This window comes from Neobacillus sp. FSL H8-0543, from assembly GCF_038592905.1.
Taxonomy (GTDB): Bacteria; Bacillota; Bacilli; order Bacillales; family Cytobacillaceae; genus Neobacillus.
Genome location: NZ_CP151943.1, coordinates 2,282,925 through 2,302,931, shown reverse-complemented (window position 1 = coordinate 2,302,931; position 20,007 = coordinate 2,282,925). Strand labels below are relative to the sequence as shown.

At 42.6% G+C, this 20,007-nt stretch carries 22 protein-coding genes; all 22 read left to right on the top strand.

Annotated features, from left to right (window positions below):
- The first annotated feature begins 12 nt into the window (after positions 1–12).
- The 22 genes from NSS81_RS11305 (at position 13) to NSS81_RS11200 (ending at position 20,004) form a co-directional block, all read left to right on the top strand.
- Entirely contained in the window at positions 13–447 is a 435-nt protein-coding gene (locus NSS81_RS11305; RefSeq protein ID WP_342433596.1) for a low molecular weight protein arginine phosphatase, read from the top strand.
- Positions 448–569: 122 nt separating this feature from the next.
- A complete protein-coding gene (gene rpiB, locus NSS81_RS11300; RefSeq protein WP_342433595.1) occupies positions 570–1,010 on the top strand; it encodes a ribose 5-phosphate isomerase B in 441 nt (146 codons plus the stop codon).
- Positions 1,011–1,026: 16 nt separating this feature from the next.
- On the top strand, positions 1,027–1,593 hold the full coding sequence (locus NSS81_RS11295) for a TIGR01440 family protein (protein ID WP_342433998.1): 567 nt from the start codon (positions 1,027–1,029) through the stop codon (positions 1,591–1,593).
- Between the two features lie 118 nt (positions 1,594–1,711).
- Entirely contained in the window at positions 1,712–2,953 is a 1,242-nt protein-coding gene (glyA, locus tag NSS81_RS11290) for a serine hydroxymethyltransferase (protein WP_342433594.1), read from the top strand.
- A 165-nt stretch (positions 2,954–3,118) separates the two neighbouring features.
- Positions 3,119–4,990 carry an NTP transferase domain-containing protein gene (locus tag NSS81_RS11285; RefSeq protein ID WP_342433593.1) on the top strand — a complete coding sequence of 624 codons (1,872 nt, stop codon included), beginning with the start codon at positions 3,119–3,121 and terminating at the stop codon, positions 4,988–4,990.
- Positions 4,977–5,942, top strand: coding sequence for a DMT family transporter (locus NSS81_RS11280; RefSeq protein ID WP_342433592.1), 966 nt, complete (start codon positions 4,977–4,979; stop codon positions 5,940–5,942). Before NSS81_RS11285 ends, NSS81_RS11280 begins: the two co-directional genes overlap by 14 nt.
- Positions 5,943–6,065: 123 nt before the next feature.
- Positions 6,066–6,695, top strand: coding sequence for a uracil phosphoribosyltransferase (upp, locus tag NSS81_RS11275; protein ID WP_342433591.1), 630 nt, complete (start codon positions 6,066–6,068; stop codon positions 6,693–6,695).
- Between the two features lie 524 nt (positions 6,696–7,219).
- Complete coding sequence (locus tag NSS81_RS11270; protein ID WP_342433590.1) at positions 7,220–8,158, top strand: nuclease-related domain-containing protein; 939 nt, start codon at positions 7,220–7,222, stop codon at positions 8,156–8,158.
- The gene (locus NSS81_RS11265; RefSeq protein WP_342433589.1) at positions 8,155–10,347 is read left to right on the top strand and encodes a S8 family serine peptidase; all 2,193 of its coding nucleotides are present in this window, start codon (positions 8,155–8,157) and stop codon (positions 10,345–10,347) included. Before NSS81_RS11270 ends, NSS81_RS11265 begins: the two co-directional genes overlap by 4 nt.
- A 275-nt stretch (positions 10,348–10,622) precedes the next feature.
- Positions 10,623–10,844, top strand: a complete 222-nt coding sequence (locus tag NSS81_RS11260) for an AtpZ/AtpI family protein (protein ID WP_342433588.1) — start codon at positions 10,623–10,625, stop codon at positions 10,842–10,844.
- A 6-nt stretch (positions 10,845–10,850) separates the two neighbouring features.
- Positions 10,851–11,225 (top strand): ATP synthase subunit I, encoded by a 375-nt coding sequence (locus NSS81_RS11255; protein WP_342433587.1) that lies wholly within the window; start codon positions 10,851–10,853, stop codon positions 11,223–11,225.
- A gap of 22 nt (positions 11,226–11,247) precedes the next feature.
- The gene (atpB, locus tag NSS81_RS11250; protein ID WP_342433586.1) at positions 11,248–11,958 is read left to right on the top strand and encodes a F0F1 ATP synthase subunit A; all 711 of its coding nucleotides are present in this window, start codon (positions 11,248–11,250) and stop codon (positions 11,956–11,958) included.
- A 72-nt stretch (positions 11,959–12,030) separates the two neighbouring features.
- A complete protein-coding gene (gene atpE, locus NSS81_RS11245) occupies positions 12,031–12,243 on the top strand; it encodes a F0F1 ATP synthase subunit C (protein WP_335415344.1) in 213 nt (70 codons plus the stop codon).
- A 159-nt stretch (positions 12,244–12,402) separates the two neighbouring features.
- Entirely contained in the window at positions 12,403–12,930 is a 528-nt protein-coding gene (locus NSS81_RS11240) for a F0F1 ATP synthase subunit B (protein WP_342433585.1), read from the top strand.
- Positions 12,927–13,463 carry a F0F1 ATP synthase subunit delta gene (locus NSS81_RS11235; RefSeq protein ID WP_342433584.1) on the top strand — a complete coding sequence of 179 codons (537 nt, stop codon included), beginning with the start codon at positions 12,927–12,929 and terminating at the stop codon, positions 13,461–13,463. Before NSS81_RS11240 ends, NSS81_RS11235 begins: the two co-directional genes overlap by 4 nt.
- 24 nt (positions 13,464–13,487) lie before the next feature.
- Positions 13,488–14,996, top strand: coding sequence for a F0F1 ATP synthase subunit alpha (gene atpA / locus NSS81_RS11230; RefSeq protein WP_342433583.1), 1,509 nt, complete (start codon positions 13,488–13,490; stop codon positions 14,994–14,996).
- Positions 14,997–15,135: 139 nt separating this feature from the next.
- A complete protein-coding gene (atpG, locus tag NSS81_RS11225; protein ID WP_342433582.1) occupies positions 15,136–15,993 on the top strand; it encodes an ATP synthase F1 subunit gamma in 858 nt (285 codons plus the stop codon).
- A gap of 135 nt (positions 15,994–16,128) precedes the next feature.
- Positions 16,129–17,550, top strand: a complete 1,422-nt coding sequence (gene atpD, locus NSS81_RS11220) for a F0F1 ATP synthase subunit beta (protein WP_342433997.1) — start codon at positions 16,129–16,131, stop codon at positions 17,548–17,550.
- A 21-nt stretch (positions 17,551–17,571) separates the two neighbouring features.
- A complete protein-coding gene (locus NSS81_RS11215; protein WP_342433581.1) occupies positions 17,572–17,979 on the top strand; it encodes a F0F1 ATP synthase subunit epsilon in 408 nt (135 codons plus the stop codon).
- Between the two features lie 283 nt (positions 17,980–18,262).
- The gene (locus NSS81_RS11210) at positions 18,263–18,391 is read left to right on the top strand and encodes a hypothetical protein (RefSeq protein WP_342433580.1); all 129 of its coding nucleotides are present in this window, start codon (positions 18,263–18,265) and stop codon (positions 18,389–18,391) included.
- 735 nt (positions 18,392–19,126) lie between these two features.
- Positions 19,127–19,501: an NADH-quinone oxidoreductase subunit A gene (locus NSS81_RS11205; protein WP_342433579.1), complete on the top strand. Its 375-nt coding sequence runs from the start codon at positions 19,127–19,129 to the stop codon at positions 19,499–19,501.
- A complete protein-coding gene (locus NSS81_RS11200; protein ID WP_342433578.1) occupies positions 19,492–20,004 on the top strand; it encodes an NADH-quinone oxidoreductase subunit B family protein in 513 nt (170 codons plus the stop codon). Before NSS81_RS11205 ends, NSS81_RS11200 begins: the two co-directional genes overlap by 10 nt.
- The last annotated feature ends 3 nt before the right edge of the window (positions 20,005–20,007 follow it).

Sequence of the window (20,007 nt, the reverse complement as noted above, 5' to 3'; positions counted from 1 at the left end):
TGGCTGACTCAATTGCAGCGCATATTGTTTGTTTGTACGGGAAATACGTGCCGGAGTCCAATGGCAGAAGCTATCTTGAAAAATAAAAATCTGGATGGTGTCGAAGTTAGATCGGCAGGGGTATATGCGGCCAATGGAGGTGAGGCGTCCGCTCATGCCCAAAGAGTGCTTGATGAAAAGGGGATTGACCATCATCATCAATCCAGTTTGCTTACGAAGGATGAGGTCGATTGGGCAGATTTAATTTTAACCATGACGGCTTCACATAAGACGGCGATTCTCCAGCAATATCCTGAGTGCTGGAAAAAGCTTTTCACCTTGAAGGAATTCAGCGGCGAAACCTATGACCACGACGTTGTCGATCCCTTTGGCGGCAACTTGAAGATCTATCAAGAAACGTATCAAGATTTAGAAAAATGGATAAACAAAGCGATCGAAAAATTATAGTCTTAGGATCCGAGTGCAGATGCATTCGGTTTTTTTGTAGGTGCTCAAGTCACCTATTTCGCTTTATATTTTTTTACCAGTATGTCAATATTAAAGCAGATAACTAAACAGGAGGAATGAATATGAAAGTGGCTTTGGCATCAGATCATGGCGGAGTGAATATTCGCAAAGAAATAGCTAGTTTAATGGACGAGCTTGGAATTGAATATGTGGATTTTGGTTGTGAGTGCGAGACGTCTGTGGATTATCCAGATTACGCACTTCCGGTTGCGCAGAAGGTTGCCAGCGGCGAGTTTGACCGCGGGGTTTTGATTTGCGGAACGGGGATTGGCATGAGTATTGCGGCCAACAAGGTGAAGGGGATTCGCTGTGCTCTTGTCCACGATACCTTTAGTGCAAAAGCAACCCGGGCACATAATGACACCAATGTTCTGGCGATGGGAGAACGCGTCATTGGGCCAGGACTGGCGCGTGACATTGCCAAGATTTGGTTAACGGAAGGTTTTGAAGGCGGACGCCACGCAACACGCGTAGGTAAAATCAGCGAATACGAGAATAACTAGGATGGACATGGACAAGATGATTCAATCATGGGAAAAAGAGCTTGAATTCATCCTTTCGGAGTTTGCGGTACAAGCATCCTTGAATCCAGGGCAGCTCGTAGTGATCGGCTGCAGTACAAGTGAAGTAATCGGCAAAAAAATTGGCACGGCGGGGACGGTTGAGGTTGCTGAAATGATTTTCCGCAGGTTGAGCCAGTTTGCGCAAGGTGCAGGTGTCAGCTTGGCGTTCCAATGCTGCGAGCATTTGAACAGGGCACTTGTCGTGGAAAGAGCGGTAGCGGCGGAACGAGGCTTTGATGAGGTGTCGGTTGTTCCGGTTCGGACAGCAGGCGGTGCGATGGCGACGTATGCATTTGATATGCTAGAGGATGCCGTCGTCGTTGAGTTTATAAAAGCCGATGCTGGAATCGATATCGGCAACACGTTAATCGGCATGCACATCAAACATGTCGCCGTCCCTGTTCGTGTCGGGCAAAAGAGTGTCGGCCACGCCCATGTGACATTAGCGAAAACTCGTCCAAAACTCATCGGCGGTCCTCGGGCCGTATATGAACGAAATCAGGATAACCTCAGCTGTACATAACTGATAGGGTCAGGCTAAGGTCTGACCTTCTTACATCTTTTAATTTTAGATAGAAACGTGCTAAAATAAAGAGGGAATTTTTCGAAAATATAGGTCCATACATATAAGGGGGATAATTATGAAGCATTTGCAAGGTCAGGACGGGCAGGTTTTTGAAGCGATTCAAAAAGAATTAGGCCGTCAACGCAGCAAAATTGAACTCATTGCCTCAGAAAACTTTGTTAGTGAAGCGATCATGGAAGCGCAGGGTTCTGTTTTAACCAACAAATATGCAGAAGGCTATCCAGGTCGCCGTTATTACGGTGGTTGTGAATATGTGGATATCGTCGAGGATTTAGCTCGCGAGCGCGCTAAGGAAATCTTTGGTGCAGAGTATGTCAATGTCCAGCCGCATTCAGGCGCTCAAGCAAATATGGCCGTATACTTTACGATTCTCGAGCAAGGTGACACGGTGCTTGGGATGAACCTTTCCCATGGCGGCCATTTAACACACGGCAGCCCGGTAAACTTTAGCGGTATTCAATATAAGTTTGTTGAATATGGTGTGGATGAAGTCTCCCAACGGATTAACTATGACGATGTATTGGCGAAAGCTCTTGAGCATAAACCCAAACTGATTGTGGCAGGAGCAAGTGCGTACCCAAGAGAAATTGATTTTGCAAAGTTCCGTGAGATTGCTGATGAAGTGGGCGCCTATTTAATGGTGGATATGGCGCATATCGCCGGACTTGTGGCTGCAGGTCTGCATCAAAGCCCTGTTCCCTATGCGGATTTTGTGACAACCACAACGCATAAAACACTTCGCGGGCCACGTGGCGGAATGATTCTTTGTAAAGAAGAATTTGGCAAGAAAATTGATAAATCGATCTTCCCAGGAATTCAAGGCGGTCCGCTAATGCATGTAATTGCGGCAAAAGCTGTTGCCTTTGGTGAAGTACTTCAAGATAGCTTTAAGGAATATGCGGAGAACATCATCGTTAACGCTAAGCGCCTTGCAGAAGGCTTGGAAAAAGAAGGGCTTAAGCTTGTCTCAGGCGGTACGGATAATCACCTGCTCTTGCTTGACCTTCAGACCCTCGGCTTAACAGGTAAAGTGGCGGAAAAAGTGCTTGATGAAATTGGAATCACTGTAAACAAAAACACGATTCCATTTGATCCGCAGAGTCCATTTGTAACGAGCGGTGTCCGCATTGGAACAGCTGCGGTAACAAGTCGTGGCTTCGGTTTGGTTGAAATGGACGAAATTGCTTCAATTATCGCGTATACGTTGAAAAATCACGAAGATGAAGCGAAGCTGCAGGAAGCAGCTGCACGAGTAGAAGCGCTGACAAGCAAATTCACGCTTTATCCAGAATATTAAACACGTCAGAAGAATCGGCCCATAAGGGGCCGATTTTTTTGTCGTCATCTCGAGGCGAGTTATCATGTTTTAAAAATGGTCACATTAATTCTATATGCGAGAGAAGAAATATATGCTATGATACCACTGTTCAAAAAATGAACATATTAGGAGGTTGTTCCTCAGGTGCAAAAATTTCAGATGCTAATCACGTTATCAAAAAACCCTGAAATTACTCAAAGATCACTTGCAAAGCTATGTAACCTTTCAGTTGGAAAGGTGAATTATACTCTCAATCAATTGGCTGAAGAGAAACTAATCATTTCTCAAAATGAAGGAAAAACCCGCTGCTATTTGCTTACCCAAGCAGGGATAGACTATTTAAAAAATGAATTGGACCAACTTCATGAAACCAGGGTTAGGCTACATAACAATGAACGAAGAACGGTGAAGCAAGCCGTCATTCTGGCGGCTGGGGAAAAAGCCGAATTCGATAGGCCCGCTTGTCTGTTGCCGATAAAGGATACCACACTATTAGAAAGAACGATTACGATTCTTGAGAATCAAGGGATCGAAAAAATTATTATCGTAACGGGATATAAAAAAGAGGCCTTTGGAAAAGCAGAGTTTCTTAACGATAAAACCAATATTCATTTTGTGGAAAATCCAAGATATTTATGGACAGGAAGCATGTACTCGCTAGCCGCTGCCGCAGAGTACATTACCGATGATTTCATTTTGTTTGAAGATGACATCCTTATAGAGGAACGTGCCATTAGTGAAGTGCTCGATCATCCGGGAAGAGATTGCGTCCTCATTACGAAGGAAAGCGGTTCTGGGGATGATGCTTTTATCGAACTCCATAATGGGTTCCTTTTTAAAATATCAAAAGACATTCATCAGTTAAATAGTATTGATGGTGAGATGACGGGGATTACGAAGTTTTCGTATGAGGTTTATCAGGAAATGCTCTGTTTTTATGGGAAGAATAAAAATCCGTATGTGAACTATGAGTATTTACTGTTAGATGTTTCGCGGAAGATTGATATTGGGATTTTGAAAATTGCCGATTTGATTTGGGCGGAGATTGATGACCGTGAGCAGCATAGTAAGGTGCTTGATAAGTTCTACCCCTTGTTGATGGCGAAAGAGGCTGAGTTTAAGGAACGTGAGCTAAAGCAAGTGGTTGCAGATGCGTTGAAAATTGACGTGGATATGGTTGGGTCGGTGGAAGCGCTGGGCGGTCTGACCAATCGAAATTTTAAGGTGACGATTGGCGAGGAAGAGTTCGCGGCCCGGATTCCTGGTAAAGGGACGGAGCAATATATTAATCGTCTGGATGAAAAAGTGAATACGGAAGTCGCAAACAAGCTGGGTATCCAGCCAGAAGTAATCTATTTTAATGAACATTCAGGTTTGAAGATTGTTCGGTTTATCCCTAATGCCGAAACCCTGAATCCGCAAACGGGTAAGCGGGAGGATAATCTGACCCAAGTGGCCGCTATTTTTAATAAGTTGCATACATCCGGTGAGTCATTTAGGTCAGTTTTCAGTGTGTTTGAAAAAACCGGTGAATATGAAGCGGTTATTGCTGAATTAAAGGGTAAGCTTTTTGACGGCCATGAGGAAGTGCGGCAACAGGTGATGGAGTTACAGGAATATTATCAATCATTAAATATTCCGCTCGTTCCTTGCCATGTTGACCCACTTGCCGAAAATTTCGTTAAAAGTGGAAACGACAAGATGTACTTGATTGACTGGGAATATTCCGGTATGAACGATCCGCTCTGGGATATTGCGGCTTATATTATTGAAGCTGAATTATCACCATCTGAGGAAAAATTGTTTTTGCTTGAGTACTTTGAGGGAGTTGTAACAAGGGAAAGTGAAGAGCAGTTGCTTATAAATAAGATTTTTGTTGATTTCCTTTGGACGCTGTGGGCGTTAATGAAGGAAGCAGGCGGAGAAGATTTTGGATCGTACGGAATAACTCGTTTTAACCGGGCGAAGGGATTTTTGCAACAATTCAAGGGGGAAGAACAACTTGGAAAAATTTAATGGAAAAGGTGTCGCTATTGGCCTAGGCGCTGGATTGACATGGGCGATCGACACAATATTAATAGGTTATGCGTTAGCATCAACCACTTTCTTGCAATTTGAGGAAATTCTTTTAGCAGCACCACTTTTAAGTACTTTCCTGCATGATGCGTTCTCGGCATTTTGGATGTTAATTTTAATGGCAGTACGCGGAGAATTGAAATCATCCGTAAGTAAGCTGAAAACCAAAGCCGGTTGGTGGGTTGTGTTGGCAGCCACTCTTGGTGGACCAGTAGGGATGACTTTTTATGTATTATCTGTTCAAAGTATTGGGGCGTCCTTTACGGCGACGATCTCATCGATATTCCCAGCCGTTGGTGCATTTTTCGCTTTCTTTATTTTAAAAGACAGACTTTCTTTGAAGAACTGGGCTGGTTTGTTAATGAGTATTGGGTTTACAATTGCACTTAGCTATTCAGGAAACTTAATTTCTGGAACAACATTTTCCATAGGTTTGCTGTTCATCATTTTCTGTATTTTTGGATGGGGTATGGAATCTGTTATCTCAGCTTACGGTATGAAGGACGATGTTGTTTCGCCTATGCAAGCACTTTTCATTAGACAATTTACTTCAGCGATTATCTTTGCGGTATTAATAATTCCGATATTTGTTGGTCATGGTTTAACTGTAAAGGTTGCTTCAACAGGCACATTCTGGTTAATTGGCCTTATTGCTTTATTCGGAACGCTCTCATATGTATTCTATTATCAAGCAATTAAACTTATCGGTCCTGTTCGTGCAATGGCACTGAATATCTCTTATGTTGCATGGGCGATTTTCTTAGATATCATTTTCCTTGGCGGCGATTTCTCGTTTAGGAATATCATTTTTGCGGTATTCATTATGGCGGGTGCAGTATTGACTGTTTATCAGGATCAAAGGACTCCTTCCTTAGAACCAAGAATTGCTTAATTACGGAGCTTGCCGAAAATATCGGTAAGCTCGTTTTTTTTCGTTGATAAGTTGCTCTATGGACTATTTTTCTGTAAAATTAGAAGAAGTGTTTGAAATTAATTTAAAAAAGGGGCGATCATTGTGGCAAAGGTATACGTCTTCGACCATCCACTCATCCAGCACAAGCTGACTTACATACGTGATAAAAACACAGGAACAAAAGAGTTTCGTGAATTGGTAGATGAAGTCGCAACACTAATGGCTTTTGAAATCACAAGGGATATGTCACTTGAAGATATCGAAATTGAAACACCTGTCTGCCCGACAAAATCAAAGGTTCTCTCAGGGAAAAAAATTGGGATTGTTCCGATTTTGCGCGCCGGTATCGGAATGGTTGATGGGGTTTTAAAGTTAATCCCAGCCGCTAAGGTAGGTCATATCGGCTTATATCGTGACCCGGAGACATTAATGCCAGTGGAATACTACATCAAGCTTCCTAGTGATGTTGAAGAACGTGAATTCATTGTCGTCGATCCGATGCTAGCAACGGGTGGATCCGCAAATGTGGCAATCGAAAGTTTGAAAAAGCGCGGAGCAAAAAATATCAAATTTATGTGTCTAATCGCTGCCCCAGAAGGTGTAGAGGCCGTTAAGGAAGCACACCCAGACGTCGATATTTACATCGCTGCCTTAGATGAAAAGTTAAATGACCATGGCTACATCGTACCAGGTCTAGGCGACGCCGGCGACAGACTGTTTGGAACGAAATAAATCTTGCTTAGCTAAGTGGACTCAGTCTGCTTAGCTTTTTTTTATTGTGAGACCTGTATTGGATGTCTGGAAATGGTAGAAATATGGGTAGTTCCATACCGTGGTGGGTATTTTTGTTGGTAAAAAATGTCTAAATGGACAAAACGCAGTGAAAAATGGACAAAACACCCAAGAAAATGGACAAAACACCTTAATAAATGGACAAAACTCCGGAGGTTCCTATCCCAAATCAGAAAACCACCAAAGTATTGCACAAAATCCTCGAAGCCACTCACAAAACCCAGGATTATTCCAATGTTATTGCAGGAAATCCCTCGATAAACACAAGCCTCCACCCTAAACTCATTGAATATTCATGGGCACTGCTAAATTCACAATATCTACATAATATTTTTGCAGGAAATAACTAAACGATATCGAATTTACCACTGAAATCAAAATGAAGAGGTGATTTAATGATAAAGTTGGAGGTTAGGCTACCCATTCAGGCATTACAGTGTATGGCATTATTACGAAGGTTGCCAATGAATCATCCAAAGCGTCCTATTATTAAAAAAGATCTGGGAGCGTGGCTAAAGGGTTACTACGGAGAAAAAGATGCTGATTACTATCTATCATTTTTGCCAGAAGAGAAGTACTTAATATTTCATGGCTTGCGTCTCAAGGATACAAATTATTTCCAGATGGATTTACTGTTGATCTCAACTTCATTTGCTTTGATTATTGAAGTGAAAAACATCTCGGGTAAACTGATTTTCAAAAAAGGCTCTAATTTGGTTGTTAAAGAGTTTGATAATAATGAAGAAGGAATGCCTAATCCCATTCAACAGGTTAAAAGGCAGCAAATTCAATATATGAATTGGTTAAATAAAAGGCAACTGAAAGGGTTGCCAGTCGAGTCATTGGTGATGATTAGCAAAACCACTACAATAGTTGAAACGACCCCTGACAATCATCAAATATTCCAACAGTTAATTTATGCAGAATCCCTACTAGATAAAATAAGGGAATTAGGAATGAAATATCAAAAGCCTCGAATCAGCCAAAAAAGGTTGCTCCAATTATCTGATACTCTTCTTAAAGAGCATAAAATTACCATTCCAGATATCCTTCAAAAATACCAAATTTCCCAATCTGAATTGATCCCTGGTGTTCAATGTTCCAACTGTAAAAGTTTCCCGATGAAATATTTTTCGGCAAATTGGCACTGTTCCTATTGTAACTTCATTTCAAAAACAGCTCATTTTCAGACTGTAGATGATTATTTTCTCCTCATCAATCAGACAATAACAAGAAAGCAATTTGCTCAAGTTTTACAAATTGAAGCCACGAGTAAAGCAAAGAATTTACTTCTCGCCTTGAAACTCCCTAACACGGGTTCAAAACGCGGAACCAGATATAACCTCTGCATACTTTCCCCACACGATGAAAACGATAGTAAAAAAGGGGAATTTTACAGATGAAAAAGCTGCTTGTTTTACTAATCACCATACTTCTATCCTTCCAAAACATAGCCACAGCACGGACATTAACGCCCCCACCGATTCCAAAGGAACGGATTGCGATTGTTGTGCTCGATACTCCAAAAACAGCAAAGGAAATCAGCCAGCTTCTTAAACCCTACAAGGACATCAAGCTGCGTCGGGTTTTTCAAGAGGCGATTTATGGTTTTTCTGTTGAAGGAAATCCAGAATCCCTTAATCAGCTTGCGCAGAGGCATAAACAAGTTATCAATGTTTCACCGGTGACGAAATATGAAGTACAAACGGAGGAAGGCGTCAAAATGATTGGCGGAGACCTGGTCCGAAGTTTTTTTGATAAAGACAATCACCGGCTGACGGGAGAGGGGATTACCGTAGGTGTCATTGATACCGGCGTCGATTATAATCATCCCGATCTCCGAAGGAACTATGGCGGCGGCCAGGATCTGGTGGATAGTGACGATGATCCGATGGAAACACTCACACAGGGGCAGGCAACAGTTCATGGCACACATGTGGCTGGGATTATTGCCGCCAATGGAAAAATTAAAGGCGTTGCCCCCGAGGCGAAAATTCTTGCTTATCGTGCCCTCGGACCTGGAGGTGGCGGAACAACGGAACAAGTCATCGCGGCGATTGAACAGGCAATCAAGGATAAAGTCGATATTATGAACCTTTCGCTTGGCAATGATGTTAATGGACCTGACCTGCCGATCAGCCTGGCACTTAATAGCGCGGCTGCAAAGGGGATTGTTGCAATTGCGGCTTCCGGTAATTCGGGACCGAACCAATGGACGGTCGGATCGCCAGGCACCGCCTCTGATGCTATTTCCGTCGGGGCCTCAACACCGACAATGGAAATTCCTTATTTATTAATAGAAGAAAGCAGAGGAAAAATTCGAATTCAACCGCTCGAGGGCTCGAAAAAGTGGACGCTTGACCGCTCGCTGACGATAGTGGATGGCGGCCTTGGAACAAGGGCGGAATTAATAAATGCAGCGGGAAAGATGGTACTTTTAAAAAGGGGAGAATTGACCTTTACGGAAAAAGCCCAAAATGCGCTCGAGGCTGGAGCAAAAGCGGTCCTTATTTATAATAATTTAAGCGGGGGTTTTATCGGGAATCTTGACTCACCCTTGCCCATCCCGGTGGGTTCACTAACTAAGCGTGAGGGAGAACGATTAAAAAAGAAAGGGAGCCTCTCTGTCAGAGTTTCGGTTGCAGAAGAAAAGGACCGGCTTGCAGATTTCAGCTCAAGAGGTCCGGTGACAGATACCTGGGAGGTAAAGCCTGATATTGTTGCCCCGGGTGTAGCCATTAATTCGACGATTCCGGGCGGTTATTTGTCACTGCAGGGGACGAGCATGGCCGCGCCACATGTGGCTGGGGCCTGTGCATTAATTAAGCAAGCCCATCCGGAGTGGACGCCTGAGCAAATTAAGGCGTCGCTTATGAATACGGCTAAGCCGTTACTGAAAAAGGATTCAGAGCTTTACAGGACGTTTGAGCAGGGAGCAGGAAGAATTCAAGTGGACGAAGCGGTGAAGGCCCGTTCGCTCGCTATCCCCAGTTCGCTTAAGTTTGGTAAATATGGTGATTCAGAGGATAGTCACAAGGCCTACCTGCAGGTAGAGAATGTTAGTGATGAAAGAATCAGTTATTCCTTTGAGATTCCAAAACAGACAGATGGTCTTCACTGGCGCCTGCCGCTGTCCTTTTCCCTTGAACCAGGGCAATCCCGTGATTTAACAATTGAACTACAGGTCGACCCAAAGCTCCTGAAGGGTAAGATTCATGATGGCTATGTGAACATAGTGGCTGGGAAAGATACCATTCATCTTCCTTATATATATGTGCTAGAGGAACCGAATTACCCGCGGGTGATGGGCTTTGATTTTAAGGATGGCGATAAGCCTGGTATTTACCGTTATGAGGTCTATTTACCTGGAGGGGCAGAGGAATTTGGAATTGCCTTGTTTCATCCCGATGATTATCGGTTTGTCGGGTTTATCGATACAAATTGGAATGTAAAAAAAGGTATGCTGACAAAGGAAGTTTCAGCTGAACACCTCCCTGAGCCTGGAATCTACCTTGTAAAGGTGTTTGCAAAAAAGGCTGGGAAGGAAGACTTCATTGAAACGATGATTACTATTGAAGAGAAAAAGAAATAACAGAAGAAAAGTTGGGGGCTGATGCCTCCAATTTTTGTAAAAGAAAGCTCTGACAGAATAATGCAAACTTATTATTATTATAGAGTTTTGGTTTGTGGTATAATTCACGTAAATCCATTGACATTGACTATTTGCTATTGTATGCTAAAAAAGGTTGTAGAATGATAGGGTTTTCATAGGTTTCGACAGGATTCTCTGAATTTTTACACATCTTCTTTTTGTACATAAGCCTCGATTAAAGTTTGTCATTCTCTAATGGTGAGGATGCGATAAAAATGCGTAAAGACAACCGCAACCCATATCAAGCAATGGCCCTGATGTCTGCTATTCTTTCCCAGTTGGTTGGATCGATTCTAATCGGCATATTTGGCGGAAGATGGCTGGATAAACAGTGGGACACGGAACCACTATTTTTAATTATCGGATTGTTCATTGGATTAGCTGCGGGTATTTATACGATGTCTGTGTCAATTCGCCATTTCTTTTCAGGAGATTAACCAACCATGCCAGAATTCAAACAGATGTTTACAAGACAGCGAAAATGGATGTTTTTTTTATTGTCTTTTTATGTGCTTGGTTGGGGGTTCACTGCTTATCAATCAATCTTTTTAGGGTTGATTCTTGGGACAAGTTTGAGCCTCTTTAATTTGTGGTTAATGTCTCGAAAAATCGACAAGTTAGGTCAAGCAGCCGAACAGGGAGGAAAAATTCCATCTCTTGGATCATTCTCCAGATTGGCAACCGGGGCACTAGCCGTCGTCATTACAATGAGGTATCCTGATTATTTTCACCTCATTAGTGTAGTTATAGGATTAATGACATCCTACATCGTCATTATGATAGATTTTTTCATGCACAAACTATACTTAGACAAATAGCGGGGAAGCGAGGTGAATACTGTTGCATCACGAAGCTCCAATAGTTACATTTCTTGGGCTCCAATTTAACCTGGCGAACATTTTGATGATTACGATTGCAAGTGTGATTGTCTTTTTGATAGCCTTCCTATCTACTCGAAGACTGGCCATGAAACCATCCGGTATGCAAAACTTTATGGAATGGATCATGGATTTTGTTAAAAACATTATAAACAGTACGATGGATTGGAAAGATGGAGGAAGATTCCATGTTCTTGGAATTACGATCCTTCTCTATATTTTTGTCTCCAATATGTTGGGACTTCCTTTTTCAATCGTCGTAGATGGCGTGCTTTGGTGGAAATCACCAACGGCTGATCCTGCTGTGACATTGACATTGGCAACATTAATAGTGGTTTTATCACAATATTATGGTGTCAAAGCGAAGGGAACTGGCGCATACATGAAAGAGTTCCTTAAACCGTTCTCGTTTATGCTGCCAATTAAAATCATTGAAGAGTTTGCAAATGCTCTGACGTTAGGTCTCCGTCTATACGGGAACATTTATGCAGGTGAGATTTTATTAGCCTTAATCGCTGGTGGTATGGCAACTGGTGTTGGTGGAACAATTGCCGCCATTATCCCAATGATGGCATGGGAAGGTTTCTCAATCTTTGTCGGCGCGATCCAAGCGTACATTTTCACAATGTTAACAATGGTCTATTTGAGTCACAAAGTGAGTCAGGACCATTAAGATATACCCGTTCATTTATTGGACAAAAAAATCTAAGAATTTATTCATACATTTAAAGGAGGAAATTTTCAAATGGGTCTTATAGCAGCAGCAATCGCAATTGGTTTCGCAGCACTAGGTGCTGGTATTGGTAACGGTCTTATCGTATCAAAAACTGTAGAGGGTATCGCTCGTCAACCAGAAGCTCGCGGTATGCTTCAAACTACAATGTTCATCGGGGTTGCGTTAGTTGAGGCGATTCCAATCATCGCGGTTGTTATCGCGTTCATGGTACAAGGTCAATAATCAAACGCATTTGACGTTTATAGATGGCGAAGATCATTCGTGAGAACCTTCGCCATTCGTTTATGTCGTTTTTTAGACATAAACACTCCATTTTCGACAAATTAACCGAATGATATATGTTGTTTTTTGGGAACGACTCTTGAAGGGAGTGAATCGCGGGTGTTAACAAGCAGTTTTGTATTAGGTGCAGCAACAGCACATACTGGTATTAACTGGGGAGATATTCTCTTCCAACTATTTATATTTATCGTTTTGTTAGCATTACTTAAGAAGTTCGCATGGGGTCCTTTAATGGGCATTATGGATGAACGTGAAAAGCATGTGTCTAATGAAATTACTGCGGCAGAAAATAGCCGTTTAGAAGCTAAGAAGCTATTAGAAGAGCAAAGATCTCTTTTAAAAGAAGCGCGTACTGAAGCGCAAGGCTTAATTGAAAATGCGAAAAAGCAAGGCGAGTTACAGCGTGAAGAAATAATCGTTGTTGCCCGTTCAGAAGCTGAGCGCATGAAAGAAAATGCGAAATTAGAAATCAAGCAAGAAAAAGAAAAAGCGGTTACCGCTATTCGTGAACAAGTTGCATCCTTGTCTGTATTAATTGCCTCTAAAGTAATTGAAAAAGAATTGAATGCAGCAGACCAAGATAAACTGATTACCGATTATATTCAAGAGGCAGGAGAAGAGCGATGAGCAACTCCATGGTAGCTAAACGCTACGCGTTGGCTCTTTTTCGAATTGCAAAAGAACAACAACTTCTTGGAGTAGTGGGAGAAGAACTGCGTGTAGTGAAGGAAGTTATGCAATACAATATGGATTTAAAAGCAGTGTTAGACTCTTCAAAGCTTACAATGGATAAGAAAAAAGAGATTTTAAAAGCCGCTTTTGCATCTTTAAATGTATATGTGCTCAATACACTATTGATCTTAATCGATCGCCACCGCGAAAATGAAATCATTGAAGTGGCAAACCAATTCTTTGAACTGGCAAACGACGAAGCGGGCATTGCTGAAGCGCAGGTTTTCAGCACGCGTGAGCTTACAGAAGCAGAGCGTGAAGTTCTTTCCGCAACCTTTGCAGCGAAGGTTGGCAAAAAATCACTTAGAATTGAAAATATCGTAGATTCCGAATTACTCGGCGGCATCAAGCTCCGTATCGGAAATCGTATATATGATGGAAGCTTGCGCGGCAAGCTAAACCGTTTAGAACGTAAATTGTTAAGCTAAGATTCGTAGATAGGGGGTAAACGCATGAGCATCAAAGCTGAAGAAATTAGTGCCCTGATTAAAAAGCAAATTGAAAACTATCAGGCTGAAATTCAAGTGAGTGATGTCGGTACAGTTATCTCAATCGGTGACGGTATCGCGCGTGTTCATGGCCTCGACAATGTCATGGCCGGAGAACTTGTTGAATTTTCAAACGGCGTTATGGGTATGGCTCTAAACCTTGAAGCCAATAACGTTGGTATTATCATCCTTGGACCTTTCACTGCAATTAAAGAAGGTGACGAGGTTCGCCGTACAGGACGCATCATGGAGGTTCCGGTTGGTGAGGAACTAATTGGTCGTGTTGTTAACTCTTTAGGACAACCAGTTGATGGAATGGGTCCAATCAGTACGACAAAAACTCGCCCAATTGAAGCAGTAGCTCCAGGCGTTATGTCTCGTAAATCCGTTCATGAGCCGCTTCAAACTGGTATTAAAGCGATTGATGCGCTTGTGCCAATCGGCCGCGGACAACGTGAACTAATTATCGGTGACCGTCAAACAGGTAAAACATCTGTTGCGATCGATACAATCTTGAACCAAAAGGGTCAAGATATGATTTGTATCTATGTTGCAATCGGTCAAAAAGAATCAACGGTTCGTGGTGCCGTTGAAACTCTTCGTAAGCATGGCGCGCTAGAGTACTCAATCGTTGTAACAGCGTCAGCATCACAGCCAGCTCCATTGCTATACTTAGCACCATATGCGGGCGTTGCAATGGCAGAAGAATTTATGTATGCCGGCAAACACGTTTTGGTTGTATATGATGACTTGTCTAAGCAAGCTGCAGCTTACCGTGAACTTTCCTTGCTGCTTCGCCGTCCTCCAGGTCGTGAAGCATATCCAGGGGATGTATTCTATCTACACAGCCGTTTATTAGAGCGTGCTTCTAAATTGAGCGATGCCCTTGGTGCAGGTTCAATTACAGCATTGCCTTTCATTGAAACACAAGCGGGTGACGTTTCTGCTTATATTCCAACAAACGTTATCTCCATCACGGATGGACAAATATTCTTGCAATCTGACCTTTTCTTCTCCGGTGTTCGCCCAGCGATCAACGCAGGTCTTTCCGTATCACGTGTAGGAGGATCCGCACAAATCAAGGCGATGAAGAAGGTATCTGGTACATTACGTCTTGACCTTGCGTCATACCGTGAATTAGAAGCATTTGCTCAGTTCGGTTCTGACCTTGATAAAGCAACACAAGCAAAGCTTAACCGTGGTGCACGTACGGTTGAGGTTCTTAAACAGGACCTTAACAGACCGCTTGCTGTTGAAAAACAAGTAACTATTCTTTACGCATTAACACGCGGATTCCTTGACGATATTCCTTTATCAGATATCCGCCGTTTCGAATCAGAATACCATAATTGGTTAGACCACAATCGCAAAGACTTGTTAGACCATATTAAAACAACGAAGGACCTTCCTTCAGATGACGATATGGCTTCTGCGATCAACGCCTTCAAAAAGACGTTCGCGGTTTCCGAATAAGTAGGGTCTGACAATTGAAAATGGGATGGGATGAAGGAACGGTTAAGGGTGACTGGCACGCTCCATTTCAGTGCCTGTTACCCTTAACCCAACCTTTATTCGAACCCAAACATTCTTTGAATGAGGGTGGTGAGAACCTATGGCTTCATTACGCGATATAAAACAACGTATAAACTCGACGAAAAAGACGAGTCAGATTACAAAGGCAATGGAGATGACTTCTGCCGCTAAATGGAACCGTGGAGTAGTAAATGCGAAAGCGTTTGTTCCTTACATGGAAAAAATCCAGGAAGTGACTGCTGCGATTGCACTTGGCAGTAAAGGGATGATCCATCCAATGCTTCAAGCTCGTCAGATTAAAAAAACTGGTTATATTGTTATGACATCTGACCGCGGACTTGCTGGCGCATTTAACAGTAACGTCTTGCGTAAGGTGCTGCAAACAATCCAAAGCCGTCATAAATCGAATGATGAGTTCGCAATTATTGCTATCGGAAGAGTGGCACGGGACTTTTTTGTTAAGCGCGGCATGAATGTAGCTCTCGAAATCGTCGGGGTCTCAGATCAGCCAAGTTTTGAAAGCATTAAAGCCTTGACCAGCAGCACCGTAGGTATGTTTGAGGACGGAACCTTCGATGAATTGTATATCTATTACAGCCATTATATAAGTGCGATTTCTCAAGATGTAACCGAGAAGAAGCTGTTGCCGCTAACGGACATTACAACGACTTCAAAGCTTACTGCTTACGAATTTGAGCCAACGCCAGAGGAAATTTTAGAAGTTCTCCTGCCTCAGTATGCTGAGAGCTTAATATTTGGGGCACTTCTTGACAGCAAAGCCAGTGAGCATGCTGCCCGGATGTCTGCGATGAGAAACGCAACAGATAATGCGAAAGAACTAATCAATTCTTATACATTAACATACAACCGTGCCCGTCAAGCAGCGATTACACAGGAAATTACCGAAATCGTCGGCGGTGCGTCAGCGTTAGAATAATTTTGATATGATTTTGGCTTAGGGAATGATTCAGTCGTTCCCGACTCCATTTAAGACGGATAAAAGTAGAGTGTATTTCACAAGGTTCCTTTTTCAAAAAGAGTCTTGGGAATGAGTTCGTAAGGAGGGAAAATGATGAACAAAGGACGCGTTCTTCAGGTTATGGGTCCGGTTGTTGACGTTAAGTTCGAAAATGGTCAGCTCCCTGAGATCTATAATGCATTAAAGGTTGAGTATAAAGCGCGTAATCAATCAGAAGTTGACATCAACTTGACTCTTGAAGTAGCCCTTCATTTAGGTGATGATTCAGTTCGTGCGATTGCAATGTCTACCACAGATGGTTTAATGCGTGGGTTGGAGGTTACTGATACTGGTGCTCCGATTTCTGTTCCGGTTGGTGATGTAACGCTTGGCCGTGTATTTAACGTATTGGGTGAAGCAATTGACCTTATAGAAGATGTTCCAGCGAGTGCACGCCGTGATTCCATTCACCGTGAAGCTCCAACTTTTGAAGAGCTTTCTACAGAGGTTGAAATTCTTGAAACGGGTATTAAAGTAGTAGACCTTCTTGCACCATATATTAAGGGTGGAAAAATCGGTCTCTTCGGCGGTGCCGGTGTAGGTAAAACTGTTTTAATCCAGGAATTAATCAATAACATCGCGCAAGAGCACAGCGGTATTTCTGTATTCGCTGGTGTTGGTGAGCGTACGCGTGAAGGTAATGACCTTTATCATGAGATGACGGATTCAGGCGTTATTAAGCAAACTGCGATGGTATTCGGACAGATGAACGAGCCGCCAGGCGCACGTATGCGTGTTGCTTTGACTGGTTTGACAATGGCTGAATATTTCCGTGATGAGCAAGGACAGGATGTTCTTTTCTTCATGGATAACATCTTCCGTTTCACGCAAGCAGGTTCTGAGGTTTCTGCGCTATTAGGCCGTATGCCTTCTGCTGTAGGTTACCAGCCAACGCTTGCTACTGAGATGGGTAAATTACAAGAACGTATCACATCTACTAACGTAGGTTCTGTTACTTCAATCCAAGCGATTTACGTACCAGCCGATGACTATACGGATCCGGCTCCAGCTACGACATTCGCTCACTTAGATGCAACAACAAACCTTGAGCGTAAGCTTTCTGAGATGGGTATTTACCCAGCGGTGGATCCGCTTGCTTCGACGTCTCGTGCCTTGTCACCTGACATCGTTGGTGAGGAACACTATGAAGTAGCACGCCAAGTACAACAAACATTACAGCGTTACCGTGAATTGCAGGATATCATCGCAATCCTTGGTATGGATGAACTTGGTGATGATGATAAGCTGATTGTGCTTCGTGCACGCCGTGTTCAGAACTTCTTATCACAAAACTTCCACGTGGCAGAACAGTTCACTGGCCAGCCAGGATCTTATGTTCCTGTAAAAGAAACGGTTAAAGGTTTCAAAGAAGTCCTTGAAGGTAAGCATGACCACCTTCCAGAAGATGCATTCCGTCTCGTTGGACGTATTGAAGACGTAGTTGAGAAAGCAAATCGTATGGGTGTAGAGTCCTAAAACCGACCAGGAGGGTAAAAAATGAAGACGATAAAAGTCAGTGTTGTTACTCCCGATGGCCCGGTGTATGAATCAGATGTGGAAATGGTAAGTACAAAGGCTCAAAGTGGTGAATTAGGTATTTTACCTGGTCATATTCCGATGGTTGCTCCGCTTGCAATTGGGGTTGTACGCCTAAAGAAGGAAGGTCAAACGGAGTTAGTCGCGGTAAGCGGTGGTTTCGTTGAAGTCCGTCCGGACCAAGTAACAATTCTAGCCCAAGCGGCAGAAAAATCGAGTGATATTGATGTGGAGCGTGCACAAAGAGCAAAAGAACGTGCCGAGCAGCGCCTGAAAGAGCAGCATCTAGAGAATATCGATTTCCGTCGTTCTCAGCTTGCCTTACAGCGTGCCATTAACCGCCTTGCGGTATCAAAAGGAAGAATGTAACTTTTAAACCCCCTAAATGTAGGGGGTTTTTTGTTTGGTTTTTTTTAGATAGAAAGGACTTGGTTCGAAGTGGATAGTAAAAGTAGAGAAGTGGCAAGTGGCAAATAAATCGACCAGAGTGGCAAATAAAATGGGAAAGTGGCAAATAAAAGTAGAGAAGTGGAAAATAAATCGTCTAAAGTGGCAAATAAAAATGGAATTATGATTATGTGGTAATTATTAAGTGCGTTTGGAGCTTAATCGAGAGGGGAAAAGTGAGTTTTGCCAGTCTTGCGACTGGCCTTTGGTGTTTGATGTAGGGATAAGAGTGGGTTTGGAAGATGGATTAGGGAGAGTGGCAAATAAAAGTAGAGAAGTGGCAAATAAATCCACCAAAGTGGAAAATAAAAATGGAATTATGATTATGTGGTAATTATTAAGTGCGTTTGGAGCTTAACCGAGAGGGGAAAAGTGAGTTGTGCCAGTCTTGCGACTGGCCTTTGGTGTTTGATGTAGGGATAAGAGTGGGTTTGGAAGATGGAATCTAGGTGTGTTTGATAGGAGAAGAGGTAAAAGGAGAATGAATTATGGTCATTGGAATATGAATGTAATATTGAGGGACGGAGTGGGATTTTTGTATCTATGAGAATATTAAGTTGTATATAGATTTTGTACAAGAAATGGAGATTTGGTGTCTTTTTTATGACAATTCTCACAGCGGATTGTCTAGACTTGTTGTTAAATAGGGGTTGATGTCGTCGGTTCTTGCGAGCCTCAATCTAGGCACGTCATCTTCCGCTACGCTTCAGATCACGTGCCCACAAAACACTTCTTTCACAATTCGCTTTGCTTCATCTCTTCGAGATTACGCAAATGCTCAGGGGGAGGGGGACCTTGTGTCGGTATCACATGCTTTGGTGAAATTGGAAATTCTATCGCCAGTTGCTAACGCAACTTGCGCTTTTGCTATCGCAAAAGCTTGCAAAACTCTGGAATTCAAGTCGTTTTTGCGAGCTAGCTCTCAAACGCCTTGAATTCCAGAGTTTTGCGGCGAGAGAATTTCCAATTTTAAAAGTTTGGTTTATCGACACAGGTTTGTAACAATGCTATAATGTTATCGGTTACAAGTTTCATTTGTATGAAAATTTACAACATTGGAGGGGATGACATGGAACTATTGAATTTATATCAGAATAATTATCTGATAGTTTTTGTGTTCTTATGTCTCGGGGTTTTACTGCCCATTGTGGCCTTATATTTAGGTAAACTTTTGCGTCCAGATAAACCAAGTGTCGCGAAGTATACCACATATGAAAGCGGTATTGATCCGTTTCACGATTCTCGTGTACAGTTCAATGTCCGCTATTATATTTTTGCCCTAATGTTCGTTATTTTTGATGTAGAGACGGTGTTTTTATATCCGTGGGCCGTAGCCTTTGATAACTTAGGTGCGTTTGCATTAATTGAGATGTTGATTTTTGTGTTTATGCTATTAATTGGCTTAGTCTATGCTTGGAAAAAGAAGGTGCTACAATGGAATTAAAACTGGAAAATATATCACCTCAAGAATTAGAAGAGTTACAGAGAAATGTATTTATGACAACACTGGAACAAATTAAGGCTTGGGCGCGCAGTAGTTCGCTCTATCCGATGACATTTGGTCTGGCGTGTTGTGCGATTGAGATGATGGGTGTTGGTGGTGCCAACTATGACCTTGACCGGTTTGGTTCATTTTTCCGTACGTCTCCAAGACAGTCAGATTGTATGATTGTTTCTGGGACAGTTACGAAGAAAATGGCGCCGATTTTACGTAGATTATACGATCAAATGCCAGAGCCGAAATGGGTTATTGCGATGGGTTCTTGTGCAACAGCAGGCGGGCCATATGTTAATTCATATTCTGTAGTAAAGGGTGTCGATCAAATCGTACCTGTAGATGTTTACATTCCAGGATGCCCTCCGAACCCGGCAGCTTTAATTTATGGAATTAATAAGTTAAAGGAAAAGATTCGCTATGAGGCGAAGACTGGGAAGAAGGTGATCTAACCG